17 protein-coding genes, 1 tRNA gene and 1 pseudogene are annotated in these 17,853 nt (G+C 69.0%); 10 read left to right on the forward strand and 9 right to left on the reverse strand.

The features are described from left to right. Positions 1-134: 134 nt before the first annotated feature. The 4 genes from ABZ953_RS35205 to ABZ953_RS35220 are packed head-to-tail and all read left to right on the forward strand — an operon-like array spanning position 135 to position 4,976. The gene (locus ABZ953_RS35205; RefSeq protein WP_361732845.1) at positions 135-938 is read left to right on the forward strand and encodes a toll/interleukin-1 receptor domain-containing protein; all 804 of its coding nucleotides are present in this window, start codon (positions 135-137) and stop codon (positions 936-938) included. After that, positions 935-2,905, forward strand: coding sequence for a hypothetical protein (locus ABZ953_RS35210; RefSeq protein WP_361732847.1), 1,971 nt, complete (start codon positions 935-937; stop codon positions 2,903-2,905). Before ABZ953_RS35205 ends, ABZ953_RS35210 begins: the two co-directional genes overlap by 4 nt. Continuing rightward, positions 2,902-4,212 (forward strand): hypothetical protein, encoded by a 1,311-nt coding sequence (locus ABZ953_RS35215; RefSeq protein ID WP_361732849.1) that lies wholly within the window; start codon positions 2,902-2,904, stop codon positions 4,210-4,212. Before ABZ953_RS35210 ends, ABZ953_RS35215 begins: the two co-directional genes overlap by 4 nt. Then, positions 4,212-4,976, forward strand: coding sequence for a hypothetical protein (locus tag ABZ953_RS35220; RefSeq protein WP_361732851.1), 765 nt, complete (start codon positions 4,212-4,214; stop codon positions 4,974-4,976). Before ABZ953_RS35215 ends, ABZ953_RS35220 begins: the two co-directional genes overlap by 1 nt. A 430-nt stretch (positions 4,977-5,406) precedes the next feature. Here the strand turns inward: ABZ953_RS35220 and ABZ953_RS35225 are convergent. Continuing rightward, positions 5,407-5,480 (reverse strand) — tRNA-Gly (locus tag ABZ953_RS35225). 567 nt (positions 5,481-6,047) lie between these two features. On the opposite strand from ABZ953_RS35225, the gene dcd reads away from it, so the two are divergent. Together dcd and ABZ953_RS35235 are read left to right on the forward strand one after the other, a co-directional pair. Then, positions 6,048-6,623, forward strand: coding sequence for a dCTP deaminase (dcd, locus tag ABZ953_RS35230; RefSeq protein WP_361732853.1), 576 nt, complete (start codon positions 6,048-6,050; stop codon positions 6,621-6,623). An 8-nt stretch (positions 6,624-6,631) separates the two neighbouring features. Then, entirely contained in the window at positions 6,632-7,129 is a 498-nt protein-coding gene (locus ABZ953_RS35235) for a phosphoribosyltransferase (protein ID WP_361732855.1), read from the forward strand. A gap of 85 nt (positions 7,130-7,214) precedes the next feature. Here ABZ953_RS35235 and ABZ953_RS35240 read toward each other — a convergent pair whose 3' ends face one another. From ABZ953_RS35240 to ABZ953_RS35255, 4 genes are all read right to left on the reverse strand, one after another. After that, positions 7,215-8,252, reverse strand: coding sequence for a Yip1 family protein (locus ABZ953_RS35240; protein WP_361732857.1), 1,038 nt, complete (start codon positions 8,250-8,252; stop codon positions 7,215-7,217). 165 nt (positions 8,253-8,417) lie between these two features. Further along, the gene (locus ABZ953_RS35245) at positions 8,418-9,908 is read right to left on the reverse strand and encodes a VCBS repeat-containing protein (RefSeq protein WP_361732859.1); all 1,491 of its coding nucleotides are present in this window, start codon (positions 9,906-9,908) and stop codon (positions 8,418-8,420) included. Between the two features lie 244 nt (positions 9,909-10,152). Next, positions 10,153-11,631, reverse strand: a complete 1,479-nt coding sequence (locus tag ABZ953_RS35250; RefSeq protein ID WP_361732861.1) for an FG-GAP and VCBS repeat-containing protein — start codon at positions 11,629-11,631, stop codon at positions 10,153-10,155. A 359-nt stretch (positions 11,632-11,990) separates the two neighbouring features. Next, positions 11,991-13,367 carry a VCBS repeat-containing protein gene (locus ABZ953_RS35255; protein ID WP_361732863.1) on the reverse strand — a complete coding sequence of 459 codons (1,377 nt, stop codon included), beginning with the start codon at positions 13,365-13,367 and terminating at the stop codon, positions 11,991-11,993. Positions 13,368-13,571: 204 nt separating this feature from the next. Here ABZ953_RS35255 and ABZ953_RS35260 point away from each other — a divergent pair, with 204 nt between their 5' ends. Beyond that, positions 13,572-13,862, forward strand: coding sequence for a DUF6087 family protein (locus tag ABZ953_RS35260; RefSeq protein ID WP_361732865.1), 291 nt, complete (start codon positions 13,572-13,574; stop codon positions 13,860-13,862). Positions 13,863-13,995: 133 nt separating this feature from the next. Here the strand turns inward: ABZ953_RS35260 and ABZ953_RS35265 are convergent, their stop codons facing one another. The 3 genes from ABZ953_RS35265 to ABZ953_RS35275 are packed head-to-tail and all read right to left on the reverse strand — an operon-like array spanning position 13,996 to position 15,241. After that, a complete protein-coding gene (locus ABZ953_RS35265) occupies positions 13,996-14,169 on the reverse strand; it encodes a DUF397 domain-containing protein (protein ID WP_361732867.1) in 174 nt (57 codons plus the stop codon). A gap of 47 nt (positions 14,170-14,216) precedes the next feature. Beyond that, complete coding sequence (locus tag ABZ953_RS35270; protein ID WP_361732869.1) at positions 14,217-14,390, reverse strand: DUF397 domain-containing protein; 174 nt, start codon at positions 14,388-14,390, stop codon at positions 14,217-14,219. Positions 14,391-14,392: 2 nt separating this feature from the next. Continuing rightward, the gene (locus ABZ953_RS35275) at positions 14,393-15,241 is read right to left on the reverse strand and encodes a helix-turn-helix transcriptional regulator (protein WP_361732871.1); all 849 of its coding nucleotides are present in this window, start codon (positions 15,239-15,241) and stop codon (positions 14,393-14,395) included. Positions 15,242-15,489: 248 nt separating this feature from the next. On the opposite strand from ABZ953_RS35275, the gene ABZ953_RS35280 reads away from it, so the two are divergent. Further along, entirely contained in the window at positions 15,490-15,936 is a 447-nt protein-coding gene (locus ABZ953_RS35280; protein ID WP_361732873.1) for an ATP-binding protein, read from the forward strand. 21 nt (positions 15,937-15,957) lie between these two features. Here the strand turns inward: ABZ953_RS35280 and ABZ953_RS35285 are convergent, their stop codons facing one another. Continuing rightward, positions 15,958-16,761, reverse strand: coding sequence for a helix-turn-helix domain-containing protein (locus ABZ953_RS35285; RefSeq protein ID WP_361732875.1), 804 nt, complete (start codon positions 16,759-16,761; stop codon positions 15,958-15,960). A gap of 265 nt (positions 16,762-17,026) precedes the next feature. On the opposite strand from ABZ953_RS35285, the gene ABZ953_RS35290 reads away from it, so the two are divergent. Next, a complete protein-coding gene (locus ABZ953_RS35290; protein ID WP_361732877.1) occupies positions 17,027-17,698 on the forward strand; it encodes a DUF4097 family beta strand repeat-containing protein in 672 nt (223 codons plus the stop codon). A gap of 53 nt (positions 17,699-17,751) precedes the next feature. Beyond that, positions 17,752-17,853, forward strand: a pseudogene (locus ABZ953_RS35295) (ABC transporter); the annotation flags it as partial.

Consider the following 17,853-nt stretch of genomic DNA (forward strand, 5'->3'; position numbering starts at 1 on the left):
AGCTTTCCCCGACGTGTGGCGCACGGACTCTGTACCGCTGTGCCCCTTCGCATGTGATCACCGTGCTGCCGTGAAGCGGCACACCCACGTCACCCATCGGCGGCTCAGCCTCCACTTTCAGAGGGGACAGCTCCATGCCTGTGATCTTCGTGAACTATCGCACTGACGATGAAGAGGGCACTGCAACGCTCGTGGAGAGAGAGCTTTCCCGGCGGTTCGGGGACGAGAAGGTCTTTCGGGCCAGCAAGTCGATCAACCCGGGAAGCAGGTTCCCGCAGGAAATCCTCACCGCCGTACGGCGCTGCGGCGTGCTGCTGGCCGTCATCGGCCCTCGCTGGCTGGCAGCCCGGTCCGCTGACGGATACCCCGCCCTCGCGAACCCGGAGGACTGGATCCGGCGGGAGATCCTCGAAGCGTTCGACACCGGTGCCCGCGTCATTCCTGTTCTCGTGGGCAAGGTGAACAGGCTCAGCCGAAAAGAACTCCCTCCAGAACTCGAAGAGTTGGCCGACTGTCAGTATCGGCGGCTCAACCACCGAAACGCGGAGTCCGATCTGTCCCGTCTGGCTGAGGACCTTGTGCGTATTGTTCCCGAGCTGTCTTACGCTGCCTCCGACGGCGCACAGGAGCAGTTCTTCCGCCGGGGCGATCCGAGGAAGAAGAGCGAAGCTCACAAGGCAGCACCGCGGAAGGTGGTCCACCACCGCCAGCGGGGTGGCATTGGAAACGTCAAGGGCGATTTCACAGGCACGTTCGTCAGTGAACCGCAAGGTCCCGTCCACACGGGGAGCGGTGACCTCTACCAAGTGGGCGAACAGCATCTCGGCCCGCAGTTCTCCGGCGAGGGGATGCAGCTGGGATACCTGGGCGACAACCACGGCACGGTGAACCAGGAACGTGAGCGGGGAGGCACCTGCCGCTCGGACGGCGAGCGGTGACCGGGAACCGCACGAGAGTAAGTGATCCGCAGGCAGGTGTTCACACTGGCAGCGGCAACCAGATCAACTTTGTCACCTGGATGCTGGGCGCCAACGAGCACCTGCTCAGAGCGGGTACCGCTCGTCTGACCCTCGTCCGTGAGCAACGACGTCGGCTCGTCGGCTGCTTCGTGCCACCCCGGCACTACGGGCGGGCCGTCGAACGGCTGGAACCACGCGGCTCGGTGGTCCTGCTCGACGGCCCTCCCGGCCTGGGAAGGCGGGCTGCCGCGACCATGCTGCTGGAAGAGGCCCCGGCTGCAGTGAGGCCCGTCGAGGAACTGCCGCCGACCGGGGAGGAGGGCCCCTTCGAGGTCTCGGCCGACGACCGCTATCTGCTGGACCTGTCGAGCGTCACCGATGGCGAATACCGCGCGGCAGAGCGCACCTTGGTCCAATACCGATCGGTCGTCGAGCAGGGCGATGCCCGCATGGTTGTCATCCTCCCGGCCGGTCTGGGCTGGATGCTTCACGAGGACCTGTCATCGCTCGTGGTGACGCTGGGGCGTCCTCGCGGCCGTCATGTCCTCGGCCGACACCTACGCGCCTGGAACGTCCCTTTCGACGCGGGCGACCTGGACACCGAGGAGCTGCGCCATCTCTTTGACAGCGCGCCCATGCGGGAACTTGCGCGGCTGGCCGAGCTGGTTGCCGAGGCGCGCGACTCTCAGCGGTACGGCTCGACATTCCTGACGTGGTGCGCCGAAGCCGTGGCTGCCGCCACGAACTGGTCCGACGACGTGGCACGCCAACTGCGGAACCACCGCGGGGCGCACGAGCGGGCACTGTTGCTGGCAGCTGCCATGGTCAGCGGCGCCCCGGCAGAGGCGGCCCTGAAAGGTGCGCAACTGCTGCTCGACGTGCTGCGGCACGAGCCCGACGGCCCGATCGGCCTCGCACGGGCCGACCTCGGCGAACAGTTGATGGACCTCGGCATCGAACGCAATGACGACGGACAGATCGTGTTTGCGCGGCTTGAGTACGACAGCGCCGTAAGAAGGCATTTCTGGACGAACTTTCCAGATCTGAGGCTTGCATTCCGGGACTGGGTGGCGCGTTGCGTCGACATACCCGATCTCACCGCCGATGGCCGTATGAAGCTGATCGCGAGATTCGCGGAGCAGGCTATGGCAACTGGATGCCCGGGTCATGTGTGCAGTCTCGTTGAGGCGTGGACACGGCAGCAGGACGGACGGTTCCGGGCCGAGGCGGCGGCCGTACTCGAACTCGGCCTCAGCCACGAGCGGTACGGCTCGTACTTCCGTTCCCGTGTGTACTACTGGGCGATCGGCCGGATCTCTTCGGAACTGGCACATGTCTTGACGGACGTGTGTCGGCAGGTCATCGCGGCTACCCACCCCGAGCAGGCAGCGGTCCGGCTCCGGCATTTAACGCTTCGCCACACGGGAAAGGAGCGCGATGCGGCCCGCACCGCGCTGTTGGAACTGGCGCGTGCCGACCGGCGTGTGTTTCGACGACTGACCGACCGGATCATCAGCCTTCCCCTGGCAGATGGCGCCGACGAACTCCTTCTCGATCTGCTGGATCCTGTCCCTCTGCGCATTGCCCCGCCCTACAAGGAGTTCGCGCTCGGATGGCGTGCGCTGCTGATGACGAGAACGGCGGCGGAATGGACTCCGCTGCTGCACCGCTGGCTGGACGCCCTGTCGCGGGGAACCCTCGATCACCGCATCGTCGGTTCTCTGATCGTGGCCGCCGCAGGCGACTACGGGGCGCTGAACCGTCTCTACGTTGCCGTCTGCCAATGGTGGTTGCCAGGGCTGCCGACCGCTCCCGGCGCGGCGCACATCCCGCCTGAGACGCGACAGCGCGTCGGCGAGTTGTTCTGCCGCGAGGTCGACGTACTGCTCGGCATGAGTGCCGCACACTCCGCCGCCGAAGCGCCGGAGAGAGGAGAAAGGCCATGATGTCCCGCCACACGCAACGTCTGCTGCCCGCCGCTTTCATCGTCGTCATGCTCGGCATCGCGGCGCTGCTCGGTTGGCCCACGTGGATGTGGTTTCCCCTGACGGCACTTGTGGCCGGTGCGCTGCTGCTCGGCATGTATGTAGGAAACGGCCGCGGCAGAGCATCCACCGATGAGGAAGAAACCCAGGACGGCACGGAGTTGCCCGTTGAGCCACCGTACCTGGAGATACCGGTCGTCGACGTGCCGGTCTCCAGCAGCCTGGACGAGTATCCGTTTGTCTTCTCCGCCATGGTCCGATGGCGGACCCGAACGGACCCGCTGGCCACCTCGCACGGTAACCCTGGTGCCCTGGCCGTGGCTTCGGTTCTGTGGCGCGTTGAGCACTACACGGCGACTGAGCATCCCAGGCGCGCTGACTCCCTCTGCCACCGGCTGGAGGGCCTGCTCGGACAGCCGGTTCACGAAGAGTCGGGTGTGGTGACGGCCTACGCCACCGAGGTGCGCCTGCACCTGCGTGGCGAGGACCGGCAGCATCTGGGGGAGTTGGAGGAGCACAGGAGGAGCATCGGGTCATGGGAACGGCAACGAGAGCACGAGCGCAGCCGTCGTGAGTACCTGGGTGAGGACGTTCTGCGGTCTCCGGGTAGCGCCATCGTGTGGTGGCTGTCCCGCCATGAGGACGAGATCCAACGTGCTACGGACCTCATAGGCCCGTTGTCCTGCCTGTCAGCTGCCGCGAACGACCAACAGATCCCCGATGGGTTCCGTCATATCGTCGGAAGGCAGGCGTCACGGGCCGCTGACTCATCGCCGGGCAGCTTCGAACTCCTCGACGATGCCGATACGGCCATGACTCACCTGGGTCAGAACGAACGGGCGTCGACCGAGCATCCGGAGATGAGGCATGAACGCGTCTCCGCCTTGCTGGACGAAATGGGCTTCACCCCTGGGTCCGACGAGCGGGCCGCGTTCGTCTACCGCATCGCCCACATGATGTCGGCATCCGGACGACCCCAGGCCGCGGAACGCCTCCAGAACTCCCTCGTCGACGAGATCGACCCCCACGACGGTGACGAGGACGAACAGGTGCAGGGCAGGAGTCGGTCCGAACTCGAAGAGCCCCACGCATCGAAGCCCACAGCCTCCCCTGTCCAACAGGAGCGTCAGTGGTGGGCTGCTGATCAAGCCCCGGACGGGGCCGGGCGGACGAGGCCGACGGAGGGTCCACCCCCGGATGTGGCAGCTCCCACGCCCATGGATTCGTACAGTCCGCCGTGGTCCGACGCCGACGAGAGGAAGCCGTGATGTCTGTCCTTCCCTTCACTGATGTGTTCGCCTGCCTGGCTCACTGGGTGGAGACATCCTGCTCCGACGATCGCCTCTGCCTCCACGACGGGAGATGCGCTGAGGCGCCGGCGGGCACCTGCCTGCCACTAAGTGCCCTGCAGGCCGCGATGCGATACGAGGAACGCGACAGCGCTAGGCGAGCTCAGCAGTGGAAGGCCATCGCACAGCACTTGGGCCATGAGGCGGGACAGGGCCTGGAAGGGCGGTGGACCGTCATTGCTTTGTGGCTTCTCACCCCCCGGTTGAAGGCCGCGGTACGGACGGTCGTCACCCGGACCGGCGCCGAGCGCAGTGATGTCAGTGCGGAGGTGCTGGCGGGGGCGATCCAGGGTATGGCGACGGTTCGGGCGGCCAACCCCGACCGGATTGAGGATCACCTCCTCGACGAGGCGTACGCCGCCGGTCGGAAAACAGGCCGCCGGGCCCCGAACGAGGTGCCGGAGCCAGAAGTCGGGATTGGCCTCTCCACCTCGGACTTCCAGATGGCAACTCAGATCCCTATCGACGGCCATGTGGTGCGAGTGGGGCCCATGTCGATGGCACTTGCTCAGAGGGCAGAGGGCGAGCGTCTGGGAGCGTTGGCCCAGCGCCTCGGCTTGCTCGAGCACGTCCGTGAGGTGCGCCGATCACGGAGCGCCGGTCTGACCCAGAAGCGGGGCTCCGGCCGGTGCCGAACCGGGCAGGACCAGCGGAGTCTCTTTGAGATCGGCGAGGACGTATGAAACGCCACCGAGACGAGTCTGTTCCCTTCTCCGCCCTCTTCGGGCTGCCGACAGAAGTCGGGATGAGGGCCGCAGCAAAGGCACTGAACCTCAGCCTGAGTAAGGCATACAAAATGGCAAAGTACGGCGACTTCCCCTGTCGGCTACGTAGGAGGGGCCGAATCTACGTCGTGACACTCCACGACTTGATGCGGGGCCTCGGCATTCAGGACGTCTGCGTGCGCTATGACGACGTCGAAGCGGGAGCACGTCTCGCCGACGGACAAAGCGACTGCTAGAGATCATTCACTCTCAACCGGAGCGTTCGCACGGTGCGGCGGGTCGTGGCACGGGAGCAGGAGAACCAGGCTTCTGACATGGATCTGGCACGCGGCGACTGAGCGGAAGCGCGCAGCAAAAAGGCCCGGGTCGATGACCTGGGCCTTCTTCGTGGAGCGGGTGACGAGAATCGAACTCGCACTCTCAGCTTGGGAAGCTGATGTTCTACCACTAAACTACACCCGCGAAAGACGCCGCCAGAAGCGGTGTCGTAACTTCGCACACCCTACCTCATCGTGTCCTCGTTACGGGCCCCGGGCGCTCTCGTCGCGGGGTCCGAGTGCTGTCCGGGGGGTGGATGCGCCGTGCGTCGGGAGGGAGTTGGGGCGTACCGTGGGTTGTGGTCGTGCCGCCTGGAGAGGCGTCCCTTTCATACCGTAATGTGGCCTTTCGTCGTCGGCTCGGAGGCGAGCGAGAGACGAGTGAGTACGGGTATGTACGAGCTCACCTACGACTGGGGAAGGGACCCGAGGACTTGATGGAGCGCACCGTCGTCCGATGTGCCGAAGGGCACGTCTTCAGCACCACTTCGTTTCCGATGCAGCAGGCGGACCGGCTCGGTCCCAGTCGGCTCATCCGCTGTCCGCGCTGTGCCCGGCTCCGGCACGCCGTGCCCGTGTCCCTGTCGGAGCGGTAGCAGAGGGCAGCAGAGGGCAGCGGAAGCAGCAGAGGTAGCGGCGGTAGCCGCAGCAACGAGGCGCGCGGGTTCCGGCCGATTGGGGTGGGCCCGCGCGCTCTGCGTATCCTCGGTGCGTGCTTCTCTCAGACAAGGACATCCGGGCCGAGATCGACTCCGGACGGGTGCGGGTCGATCCGTACGACGAATCCATGGTGCAGCCCTCGAGCATCGACGTGCGGCTGGACCGCTACTTCCGGGTGTTCGAGAATCACCGCTACCCCCACATCGACCCTTCCATCGAGCAGGCCGACCTGACGCGGCTCGTGGAGCCCGAGGGCGACGAGCCGTTCATCCTGCACCCGGGTGAGTTCGTGCTCGCGTCGACGTACGAGGTCATCAGCCTGCCCGATGACCTCGCGAGCCGGCTCGAAGGGAAGTCCAGCCTCGGGCGGCTCGGGCTCGTCACGCACTCCACCGCCGGGTTCATCGACCCCGGGTTCAGCGGGCACGTGACCCTTGAGCTGTCGAACCTCGCGACGCTGCCGATCAAGCTCTGGCCCGGGATGAAGATCGGGCAGCTGTGTCTGTTCCGGCTCACCTCGTCCGCCGAGGCGCCCTACGGGTCGGAGCGGTACGGGTCGCGTTATCAGGGACAGCGGGGCCCCACCGCCTCCCGTTCCTTCCTCAATTTCCATCGGACACAGGTGTGAGCAGCGGTATGAGTGACGTGCGCGAGAACCTTACGTACGAGAAGTTCGGCGGTGCTGTGCGCGAGCTCGCGCAGACGATCGCCGACGACGGGTACCAGCCCGACGTGATCATCTCCATCGCCCGGGGTGGCGTCTTCGTCGCGGGCGGGCTCGCGTACGCACTCGACTGCAAGAACATCCACCTCGTGAACGTGGAGTTCTACACGGGCGTGGGGACCACGCTCGAAATGCCGGTCATGCTCGCGCCCGTGCCCAACGCCATCGACTTCACCGCCAAGAAGGTGCTCATCGCCGATGACGTCGCCGACACCGGGAAGACGCTGAAGCTTGTGCACGACTTCTGCCTCGATCACGTGGCCGAGGTCCGGTCCGCCGTGATCTATGAGAAGTCGCACTCGCTCGTGAAGTGCGAGTACGTGTGGAAGCGCACCGATGAGTGGATCAACTTCCCGTGGAGCGTCGAGCCGCCCGTCGTGCGGCGCGAGGGTCAGGTTCTCGACGCCTGAGTCGATCAATAGAAGGGGCCCGGCGGACAAGTCCGCCGGGCCCCTTCTCGTGTGCGTGTGCGTATGCGTGTGCGTATGCGTCGCGCTAGAACGTGCCCAGCTTGATGATCGACAGGATCGCCAGGAGCTGGATCGTCGACGCGCCGAGCGCCTTCGGCCACGGCAGGTCGTGGGACTTGGCGACCATCGTCGTGAGCAGCGCGCCCGCCGCGAGCCAGGTCAACCAGCCGAGCAGTTGGACGAACGGCTGGCCGCCGCCGAGGAACATCGCCACGACCACGCGCGGCGCGTCCGTGAGCGACATGATCAGCATCGAGAGGCCGACCGTCGGCTGCCAGGCGCCGTCGCCGCCGAGCTGGCGGGCGAGGGTGTGCGTGACCACGCCCAGGATGAACGCGCTGATGGTGATCGCGACGCCGGTGGTCAGGACGTACGGGACCGCCGACGACAGCGTGGCGTTGATCGCGTCCTGGCGGGCGTCCTCGAAGCCGAAGATCGCGAGCGCGCCGTAGAGGAACGTGACGATGAGGGCCGGGGCCCACGTCGCGTAGTCCCGCATCTGGAGGAAGGTGGGGCCCGGACGCAGCACGATGCCGCGCAGCAGGTCCTTCCAGTGCAGACGGGGCCCCACGGGCGGGGCGGCCGCCTGCCCGGCGCGGTAAGTGTCGCCCTGGGTGTAGGGGTCCTCGCCGATGGAGAAGGCCTGGGTGTGCCCCGGGTTGTTGGCCGCGTACGGGTCGTACCCGCCCTGGGCCTGGCCGTGGTCGTCGGGGCCACCGAAGTACTCCGGCTCGCCGTGGTTGCCGTGGTTGCCACCCGCCTGCGGCCACTGCTGGCCGCCGGAGCCACCACCGCCGTACGGCCGGCCGCCGTGCGGGGCGCCGCCACCGGGGGCGCCGCCTCCGCCGTACTGCGGGCCGCCCCCGCCGTACTGCTGCTGCGGGTTCGACGGCGCGGGCGGGTAGCCGTACGGCTGTTGCGGGCCCTGCGGGGCCTGCGGCCTGCCCTGGGGGGCCTGCTGCCTGCCTTGCGGGGCCTGCTGTCCGTACGGCTGCTGCCGCGGTTGTTGTTGGGGTCGCGGGGCGCGGTTGTCCCGGCCGCGTCCGATCCTGAATCCAGCCACGAATCGAACGTACCTGGTCTGAAGGGCCCGGGGCGTCCCTCCTCGGGAGGAGAGAGGCTTTGCCGCTGAGCTGTGACAACCCTTAGGGGGTCCCGGAGGGGGACCCTGAGGAGACCCGAGGAGACCCTGAGGGGTTCGCCCCCCCTGGGCCCCCTGCGCCCCGCGTCAGTCCGCGAAGTTCACGCCCAGGCGGGCCGTGCCCGCCGCCGAGATGCCGACCGTTGACGTGTAGACGCCCGCCGGAGCGGCGAACGTGCCGTCCGCCTTGCTGGTCAGCGGGTAGAAGGCGCCGTTCGCACCGTTCTCGCCGAACGCGCCGACCGTGACGTCGCCCCGCCCGTCGCCGTTCAGGTCGTCCACGTGGACGTCCGAGCCGAAGAAGTCGTTCTTCTCATTGGAGTTGGGGACGCCCGGCGTGTTCTGGTCGAGGAGGACCGCGCCCCGCGGGGACAGGCCCGAACCGTCCGCCGCGCCGTAGATGACGGTGACCGCGCCCGCGTCCACGACGCCGTCGAGGTTCTCGCCCGCGGAGCCCACGACCAGGTCGAGGTGGCCGTCGCCGTTGATGTCGCCGAGGTCGAGATCGGTGCCGAACGAGTCGCCCTTCTCGCCGGAGCCCGGTACGCCCGCGCTGTCCTGCGTGAAGATCTGGGTGTCGCCGTACGGGCCGGTGGCGGAGCCGTGCACGACGTACACCGAGCCGCCCTTGTTGGCGCCCGCGATGCCGTCGTCCCACTGGAGGCCGATGACGATGTCGCCGAATCCGTCGCCGTCGGTGTCGCCGACGTCGGTGATGGTGCCGCCGGGCAGCCGCTGCTGGCGGGAGGTCTTGAGGCCGTCGGCGGTGCCGGGCACCCACAGGTTGGCGTTGTACTCGTCGGCCGTGGAGAAGCCGTCGACGATGAGGTCTTCCCTGCCGTCGCCGTTCACGTCGCCCGAGTGCAGGTTGAAGGGGCCCGCGCCGTCGCCGCTCAGGATGGCGGGCTTGATCGTGTAGTGGCTGCTGCCGGTGCCCCTGGTACGGGAGATCTTGCCGTTCAGGATGTCGATGGTGCTCGCGCCCGACCGGGCGCCGATGGCGAGGTCGGTGGTGCCGTCGCCGTCGAAGTCACCGGCTTCGAGGGGCGAGCCGAAGTAGTCGTGGCCGCTCGGGCGGGGGTCCTTGACCGTCGTACCGCCGGAGAGGCCGCCCGCGGAGCCCCACAGGATCTGTACGGTGCCGCCGTCCTTGTCGCTGCCGACGTCCTCGCCGGGTGCGCCTACCGCGAGGTCGTCGTAGCCGTCGCGGTCGAAGTCGCCGTACGCGGTGTCGGAGCCGAAGCCGTCGCCCTTCTCGGCGGAGCCGGGGACGCCCGCGCTGTCCTGGCTGAAGGTCTTGTGGCGCAGGGCCGGACCGCCGTACGTGATGACGACCTGGCCCGCCGAGTCCTTTCCGGCGACGTGGGCGCCGGGCGCGGAGGTGGCGAGGTCGGCGACGCCGTCGCCGTTGAAGTCCGCCTCGTGCGACGGCAGCGGGTCGGCGGGCGCGGCCGACGCCGTGGCTGCGGTGACGGTGAGCAGTCCACCGGCGAGAGCGGCGGCGGCGACCGTCGTCGCGACGAGGCGGCCGCGTCTGGAACGGGCGGTGAAGGGTTCGGTGCGCTCGTGCTTGACCATGCGGTTCTCCTGCGGAGTGCGGTGCGGGTCGGTTCGGTTCGGTGGGGAGACCGTTGGAGGGGAGCAAGGGTTGTATGGGGCAGGGGAGTTGGGGTGTGGCGGCCGGACTGGCTGGGGTATCCAGCCCGTCCGGCGTTTGAGGACGAACTCGGCGGAGCCGGTGATCAGACGGTGCGCTGAGGGGTGGGGGCGCCGCACACATGGGCGGCGCCCCGAAAGGTGACGGCGCCCGACTACCGCCCGACTACCGCCCGAGAACGGCCCCGTAGCTCCGCGCCCCCGCGAGCCCGAGCTTGCCCGGCGTCACCGAGGTGACCGGCGGCTTCGGGCCGGTCTTCGCGGACGGGGAGTACCAGACGCCGCCCTTCGAGCCGTCCTCGCCGGGCGTGCCCACCGCGACGTCCGGGAGGCCGTCACCGTTGTAGTCGCCGGTCGCGACGGCCGCGCCGAAGCGGTCGCCCGCCTCCGCCGTGCCCGCCACGCCCGCGGAGTTCTGGGTGTAGGCGGGGCCCGAGAAGTCCTGGCCGATGCCGGACGAGGAGAGGACCCAGTAGCCGCCCGCGTCCTTGACGGTGCCGACGGCCTCCGTGTCGGCGCCGGTGATCAGCTCGTCGGTTCCGTTTCCGTCGAGGTCGCCGGTCGCGAGGCGCGCGCCGAAGTTGTCGCCCGCCTCGGCGATGCCGCCGACTCCCGGGTTGCTCTGGGCGGTGCAGGAAGCGCCGCCGTCGCCGAGCTTGCCGCCGTTCTTGCCGTACACGACGGCTATCGCGCCGCCGAGGATGTCCTCGCAGTAGGTGCCCTCGGCCTCCGGGTTGGGCCGCATGTTGCCGACGGCGAGGTCCGCGGTGCCGTCCCCGTCGAAGTCGCCGGTGGCGAGCGCCGTGTCGCTGCTGTCGGCGCTGGACCAGGTCTCCTTCCAGGCGCCGTCCGAGCCGCGGCTCTGCACGGTCGTACCGCTGATCTCCATGCCGTGGTACGAGATCGCGAGGTCGTCGCCGCCGTCGTTGTCGAAGTCACCCGCGGCCAGGGCCGACGCGCCCGCGAAGTGCCAGCCCGTGACCCGGGAGACCTTGGAGGGCGAGCCCGCGGTGAAGGGGCCCGGCCGCACCACGACCGCGTTGGTCTCGTCGAAGTGAGAGTTGAGGGCGATGTCGATGTCGCCGTCCTTGTCGAAGTCGCCGGTGGCGAGCAGTGAGCCGTAGCTTGCGCTGTCGATGTCGCCGTTGGCGGCGGTGAAGCCGCCCTTGAAGCCGCTCGCGGAGCCCCACACGACCGCGACGGTCCCGGCGCTCAGGCCGACGGTGGTGTCCTCGTCGGGCGCGCCGACGACCAGGTCGCTGTAGCCGTCGCCGTTCATGTCGTTCGACTCGACGGTGTGGCCGAACCCGTCGCCCGCTTCCGGGGTGCCGGGGACGCCGGCCGTGGCCTGGCTGACGGTGGTCGAACCGTGCTTGCCGAGGCCCGACTTGCCGCCCCAGACGACGTTGACGTATCCGGCCTTGGCCTTGCCGTTCACGGTCGCGTCCGGCACGCCGACGGCGAGGTCAACGTAGCCGTCGCCGTTGTAGTCGGCGCGGATCTTCGAGGGGGCGGGGGCGGAGGCAGGGGCGGCTGCGGGGGTGGCCGCGGTCGCGTTGCCCGCGGTCAGGCCGGTGACGCCGAGGGCGGTGGCGGCGCAGAGGGCACCTGCCGCGAGGAGCTTGTTGCGGGCGTACGTGGACATGGCGGGGTCTCCAACTGTTCTGTTCTGGGTGGTCGAGCGAGTGAAAGCGAAGGGACGGTGCGCGGTGCGGTGCGGTGCGGTGCGGTCCGGCGCCTGGTTCAGCGCGGAGTGCGGCCGAAGCCGACACCCGCCCCGCCGACCCCGAAGTCCTCGCCGGTCGCACCGGCGGCCAGATTTCTTACGCGCACGTGGAGCTCCCGGAAGTGGGTACGGCTGGGCTTCCGGGGGGTGTGACTCGTGGGGCGTACGAAGGGTTGCCCATGGGGGATGGTGGGGTTAACGGGACAGCGGGGTCGGCGGGACAGCAGAGTCAGCCGTCAGCCGTCAGCCGTCAGCCGTCAGCCGTCAGCCGTCAGCCGTCAGCCGTCGCTCAGAGCGAGAAACTCCTCTGTGGAGAAGGTCAGCTGCGACTTGCGCGCCACCAGGTCGCCGCCTGCCAGTCCCCGATGGACGGCAACCGTGTCCCGGCTGCCCCCGTTGCCCTCGCTGCCTCCGCTGTACGTCCGTACGACCAGGTCAGCCCGCTTGTCGCCGTCGAAGTCCGCGACTTGCAGCACCTGCGTGGTGCCCTTCGCGGTGTCCTTCGCGGAAGGCGCGATGACCGCCGAGGCATTGGCGTCGAACCCCGCCGTACGCCCCCGCAGGACCCGCACCTCACCCGCGCCGCCGCCGCTCCCGCTGCCCCCACCGCTCAGGACCAGCTCGCTCAGCCCGTCCCCGTCCAGGTCACCCGCGTCGACCGCCATGTCCTTGGCCTCCAGGGAGCCGCGCGGGGTGCCCGGCACCTCGTAACGGAGGGCGACGCCCTTCGGCGACGCGATGGCGGCGTCCATTCCCTTGCCCCTGCCGAACCGGCCGAACGCGACGTCGTTGCCCGCGGGGAAGAGCACGCCCGTTGCGCCGGGCCCCTTCGGCCCGCCGAGGACGAGCGCGCTGACGGCGGTGCCCGACGCGTCCGCGGCCTTGCGTACGAGGACGTCGTCGTAGCCGTCGTCGTCGACGTCCGTGGCGCGGCCCGACGCGAGGTTGTTGCCGGGGCCTGTGACGGGCTTGCCCGCGGCACGCGGGGCGCCAGTGCGCTTGAACGGGCCGCGCAGGAACGTGAGTCGGGCCCCGCTCGCGTGCAGTACGAGGTCGTCCGCGCCGTCCCCGTCGAAGTCCCCGCACACCGGCTGGTCCGGCCAGTCATTGCCGAATCGAGCCTGCGCGGGCACCCGCAGCTTCACGGCCTTGCCCGTCAGGCCCTTGGGCGAGCCGAAGAGGATCTGCAGCGGTACGGGGGGCGGGCCCTGCCCGTCGTACGGCGGGTCAGTGGAGACGATCAGATCGGTGAACCCGTCCTCGTCCAGGTCGCAGGAGGCCTCGGACTCGAACGCCGCGGGCAGCTCACCCTTCGTACGGGCCCCGTTGGCGTGCGCGCTCAGCAGTTGCCGGGCGCCGGGGACGAGGCCGTCCTTACCCCCGTAGACGATGCCGATACCGGCGTCGTCGCCGTGGCCGCGGTGGACGAGGTCGTCCAGTACGAGGTCCCGGGCGCCGTCACCGTTGAAGTCGTCGTCGACCTTGCTGCCCTTGCCTGCCGGGACGGGCCGCTGCGTGGAGCCTTCACCGGCGGTGCTGACGGGCCGGTCTTTCTTGCCCCCGCCCCCGCCGCCGTCGTCGTGGCCGCCGCAGCCGCCGAGGACGAGCGCGCAGCCGAGGGCGGCGGCGGTCGCCGCGCCCACGCGCCGCCGCACGCCGCGGCTTCCGCCCCGTATCCCGGCACTCCGCATGCCCCTCACCCGCCCCGACTGCCTCTCCCGACAACAACCAGCCCATGATGCGCTGGTTCCTCGTGCGGGATAAGGAGGGTGGGGTCCCGTTTGCATCACGTCGGGGAGGGGCGGCGCCCCCGCCCGGGTACCCGGACAACCACGATCGCCGCCTGAGACCATCGAGGCATGGGCAAGCATTCCCGTCCCGGACCACCCAACCAGCCGTCCCGCGCGGTCCCGGCGATCGCGGCCGACGACCCGCTCGCCGCGTACGACAAGCGCCGACGCCCGCCGATGGACATCTGGCGCAAGCATCGGCCGTTGCACGGCGGCGGCAGCCACGTGCAGCCCGATCAAGCGCGGGCCCTGATCGCGTGGAACGGCTTCGCCTACGAGATGGCAGGCGCGGCCCCGGACCTGGCCGCCGCACAGCAGTGGGTGACCGAAGCCCCGGGCGCCGAGAGCGCAGACGAGTAGACGTCGGTGCGGGCGCCGTCGCTGCCGTCCCCGCCACCGGAGAACGTGGGCTTCTGCCAATGGTGCACCGGTCGTAGCCCTCTTGTGGCCGACGGGCGGAGTGCGGGGATCAGCGCACGTGCCCGCCTCGTGGTCATGATGACTGGATCTTGGCGAGGAGGGCGGCCAGCGTGTGTCCGCTGAGGGCAACTATGCGGTTCGGGTCGTCGCTTTCGCGGAGCAGGGTGGTGTTGCCGGTGCGGGCCAGCTCGACGCATTCGTTGCCTTCTCCGCCACCGGAGAACGTGGCTTTCTGCCATAGGAGCATCGCACGGTCCTTCGCTCAGTGGGGCAGCGCAAGTGCCAGCCTCATGGTCACGAGTGTTGGAGCTTTTCGACCAGCGAGGCCAAGGCCCTTGGGCTGAGCGCGAGTATGTGGTCGGGCTCGTCGCTCTCGCGGAGCATGAGGCAGCTACCTTCGAGGGCGAGTTCGACGCATTCGTTGCCGTCGCCCGGTCCCGAGAAAGACGACTTCTGCCATGGGGCCACTTCTACAGTTCCTTCGCAAGGCGGTGGATGAGGTCCCGTGATGCAACGGGTTCAAGGGACGCTGCTTCCACCTTACGGAAGAGTGTTCGCATGGCTAGTAGCTGAGCGGACGCGTCGAGGAACACCGAACCGTACGGTGCGTCCCGCTGGACGGTGTCCAACGTCGGCACGGCGCCACCAACGTAGAGCATCATTGAACTCGCCCCGGCGAACCCGTCGACATCGAAGGGGACTACTCGCACCGTCACGTGGGCTTGCTCCGACTCAGTCAACAGCGACAGGAGTTGGGACCGGGCTACGTGTCGGTCTGCGACACGCGTCCGCAGGACGAATTCGTGCAGTACTGCCTCGAATGGCGTCGACCTACCGTCCGCCAGAGTCAGTTTGCGTTGCATGCGGTGGGCCAGCCTTGAGTCCAGCTCGCTCGTGGGGAGTTCAGGTACCCGGTATGAGAGAACGGCCCGGGCGTAGTCCTCGGTCTGGAGCAGACCCGGAACGTGGGCGGTGCCGATCACCTGCATGTAGCGAGCGTGGTGCTCCAGCTCCGCGAGGTCCGCGAACACGTGCGGCAGTACCTCCCGGTACTCCTCCCACCAACCCCGCGTCCGATCGGTCGCCATCGTCACCAGTGCGTCGACCAACTCGCCGTCGGTGCAGGAGTAGTGGCTCGCCAGACGACGTACACGCGCCTCACTGACGCCTGTTACTCCGGACTCGATCTGGCTCATCGTCACGGGAACGGCACCGAGCAGCCGGGCGGCTTCTCGTGCCGTCAGCCCGGCGGACTCCCGCATTTTGCGCAGCTCACGACCGAGCCGTGCCTGTCGAGCCGTGGGCTGCTTACGCGGCACACGAACCTCCCTCTGCCCAACATGGGGTGTTTGTGCGGCGGTTGGTCACTCCGATGGGTGACCAGATTACGGCAACGGGTTGCGCGAGACTAACCTTAGTCTCTACCGTCGGTGACGCATCGGACACACGCCGCGACCCCGGACCCCCGGAAGCGCCCCGCCCCGCCCTGCCATGGCGGGCGCGACACTGCCACCGCCGAACGGTCGTCGCGAACCCCCAACTCCCCTCCCGCACAACGGAGTGCGCCATGCCCGAAAGTAAAGCTGACCACCCGGCCTCGACCCCGGCCTCGACCCCGTCCCCCTGGGCGTACAGCCTCACCGTCCCCAACGACCCCCGGTCCGTCACCGTGAGCCGTCAGGCGCTCCGGCTGATCCTGCGCGCGCACGGGCTGCCGCACCTCGCCGATGCCGCCGAACTCCTCGCGACCGAGCTGGTCGCCAACGCCGTGCAGCACACCGCAGGGCCCGCCTCCCTGCGCCTGTACTGCGCGGGGGCCACCCTCCGCATCGCCGTGTGGGACACCGATCCCACGCCACCCTGCCCGGGTCCCGCCTCCGTGTCGGACGAGGCGGGCAGAGGGCTCGGTCTCGTACGGGAGTGTTCCGACGGGTGGGGGTGGTGCGCGCCCGGCCCCACTCGCGGCCCGCAGGGCAAGTTCGTGTGGTGCGAGCTGCTTGCGGCGGTCGTCTGACGGGGGCGGCACCCCGGCGGGTCACCGTGTCTCGGGCGACCCCGTCGCAGTCGTCGGCTCCGTCGAAGTCATCGGCTCCGTCGAATTCGTCGGCTCCGTGTAAAGAACATCCCGTGCCTGCTCCGCCGCGCGAACAATGCCCTCCGAGACGAAGTCGACGAAACGGGCGATTCCTTCGAGGCGGGCGGCGGCCCGCGTGTCGGGCCCCAGGATGCCGACGCCCTGCCGAGCCGTCTCGACCAACTGGGCGTGCGCCCGAGCGCTGGCGATCATCGACTGGTACCAGACGTCGTTGTCGACCACGTACCGCTCGCGGCGGCGTTCGTCGCGTTCCCGGCGGATCAGGCCCTGGCTGTCGAGGAAAGCGACGGCCTTGGAGACGGACGCCGGGCTGATCTGGAGACGCTGGACGAGTTCGGCCGCGGTGAGGCTGCCCGCTTCGGTGGTGAAGAGGGCCACCAGTACGCGCGCGGTCATCTTCGGCAGGCCCGACTGCATGAAGACGGTGGCGAGCGTCTCCTCGTACTCCCGGACCGCCTCGTCGTCCCGCCCGTCACGTCCGTCGCCCCCGGCGCGTTCGCCCGTCCGCGCAGGCGTCCGCGCGCCCCCCGACGCGGTCTGCCTGCGCCGGCGGGCGCGCTGTTCCGTGGCGCGGTGGGCCAGGTCAGAGCGGTAGCCGGTGGGGCCGCCGTTGCGCATCACCTCGCGCGTGATCGTCGAGGTGGGGCGGTCCAGGCGGCGGGCGATCTCCGCGTACGCGAGGTCGTCGGCCAGGCCGAGCGCGATCTGCTGGCGCTCCTGCTGGGTGAGTCTGCCGCCCGGCATCGCTGCCTCCTTCGTGGTCTTCGGTGAGTCCAGGTCTTCGGTGAGTCCTGGTCTGCGATGGGGCCAGCATAGCGTTCGATTCCAAGTCATTGCAACGCAACGAGCCCTGGTTGTTGCGTTAGATTCACATCCGTTGCAACGAAATAGCGCATCTGAGCTGCGGTGACAGGATTTCAGCGCAACGAATGCGTTGCCGAAGTGGTGAACGCAACGTAGCTTTTCGCTCATCGGAAACAGCAACAACACGGCAGCCAAGGAGCACACCATGCAGAAGTTCGACACCCCCGCCCCCATCTCCGCCGTCCTCGACATCCCCGCGGGCCGCCTCCAGCTCATCGCCGCCGACCGTGCCGACGCCACCGTCGAGGTCCGGCCCGCCAACGCCGCGAGCGGCAAGGACGTCAAGGCCGCCGAGCGGATCTCGGTCGAGTACGTCGAGGGCGTCCTGCGCATCGAGGCTGCGGCGCCCGAGAACCGGCTGCTCGGCAGCTCCGGCTCCGTCGAGGTGACCGTGCAACTGCCCGCCGGTTCCCACGTAGACGCGAAGACGGCCGCCGGTGAACTCCGCGGCGTCGGACGCCTCGGCGACGTCACCTACGAGGGCGCGCAGGGCTCGGCCAAGCTCGACGAGGCCGCGAGCGCCCGCCTCGACCTGATGGCCGGTGACGTCACGGTCGGCCGCCTCAACGGCCCCGCGGAGATCCGCACCATGAAGGGCGACATCCGGATCGCCGAGGCCGTGCGCGGCTCGGTCGAACTGCGCACCGAGGCCGGGGAGATCACCGTCGGCACCGCCCGCGGAGTCTCCGCCTCGCTCGACGCGGGCACCGCGTACGGCCGGGTCCACAACGCGCTCAACAACACCGAGGGCGCCGACGCCGGTCTGGCGATCCGCGCGACCACCGCCTACGGCGACATCACCGCCCGCAGTCTCTGACCGCCACCTCACCAACCGCCTCACCGACCGCCTCCAGAGGGAGCAGATCCACCATGACCGACGACCTGGCCATCGCGGCGCACGGGCTGCGGAAGTCCTACGGCGAGAAGACCGTCCTGGACGGCATCGACCTGGAAGTCCCGCAGGGCACGATC

The organism is Streptomyces sp. NPDC046465 (genome assembly GCF_040646035.1).
GTDB lineage: Bacteria > Actinomycetota > Actinomycetes > Streptomycetales > Streptomycetaceae > Streptomyces.

Excerpts from the sequence above, each read along its gene's own strand:
- ABZ953_RS35205 (WP_361732845.1), top strand. The coding sequence starts at position 135 with ATGCCTGTGATCTTCGTGAACTATCGCACTGACGATGAAGAGGGCACT.
- ABZ953_RS35215 (WP_361732849.1), top strand. The coding sequence starts at position 2,902 with ATGATGTCCCGCCACACGCAACGTCTGCTGCCCGCCGCTTTCATCGTC.
- ABZ953_RS35220 (WP_361732851.1), top strand. The coding sequence starts at position 4,212 with ATGTCTGTCCTTCCCTTCACTGATGTGTTCGCCTGCCTGGCTCACTGG.
- ABZ953_RS35235 (WP_361732855.1), top strand. The coding sequence starts at position 6,632 with ATGAGTGACGTGCGCGAGAACCTTACGTACGAGAAGTTCGGCGGTGCT.
- ABZ953_RS35245 (WP_361732859.1), bottom strand. The coding sequence starts at position 9,908 with ATGGTCAAGCACGAGCGCACCGAACCCTTCACCGCCCGTTCCAGACGC.
- ABZ953_RS35250 (WP_361732861.1), bottom strand. The coding sequence starts at position 11,631 with ATGTCCACGTACGCCCGCAACAAGCTCCTCGCGGCAGGTGCCCTCTGC.
- ABZ953_RS35260 (WP_361732865.1), top strand. The coding sequence starts at position 13,572 with ATGGGCAAGCATTCCCGTCCCGGACCACCCAACCAGCCGTCCCGCGCG.
- ABZ953_RS35265 (WP_361732867.1), bottom strand. The coding sequence starts at position 14,169 with ATGCTCCTATGGCAGAAAGCCACGTTCTCCGGTGGCGGAGAAGGCAAC.
- ABZ953_RS35280 (WP_361732873.1), top strand. The coding sequence starts at position 15,490 with ATGCCCGAAAGTAAAGCTGACCACCCGGCCTCGACCCCGGCCTCGACC.
- ABZ953_RS35285 (WP_361732875.1), bottom strand. The coding sequence starts at position 16,761 with ATGCCGGGCGGCAGACTCACCCAGCAGGAGCGCCAGCAGATCGCGCTC.
- ABZ953_RS35290 (WP_361732877.1), top strand. The coding sequence starts at position 17,027 with ATGCAGAAGTTCGACACCCCCGCCCCCATCTCCGCCGTCCTCGACATC.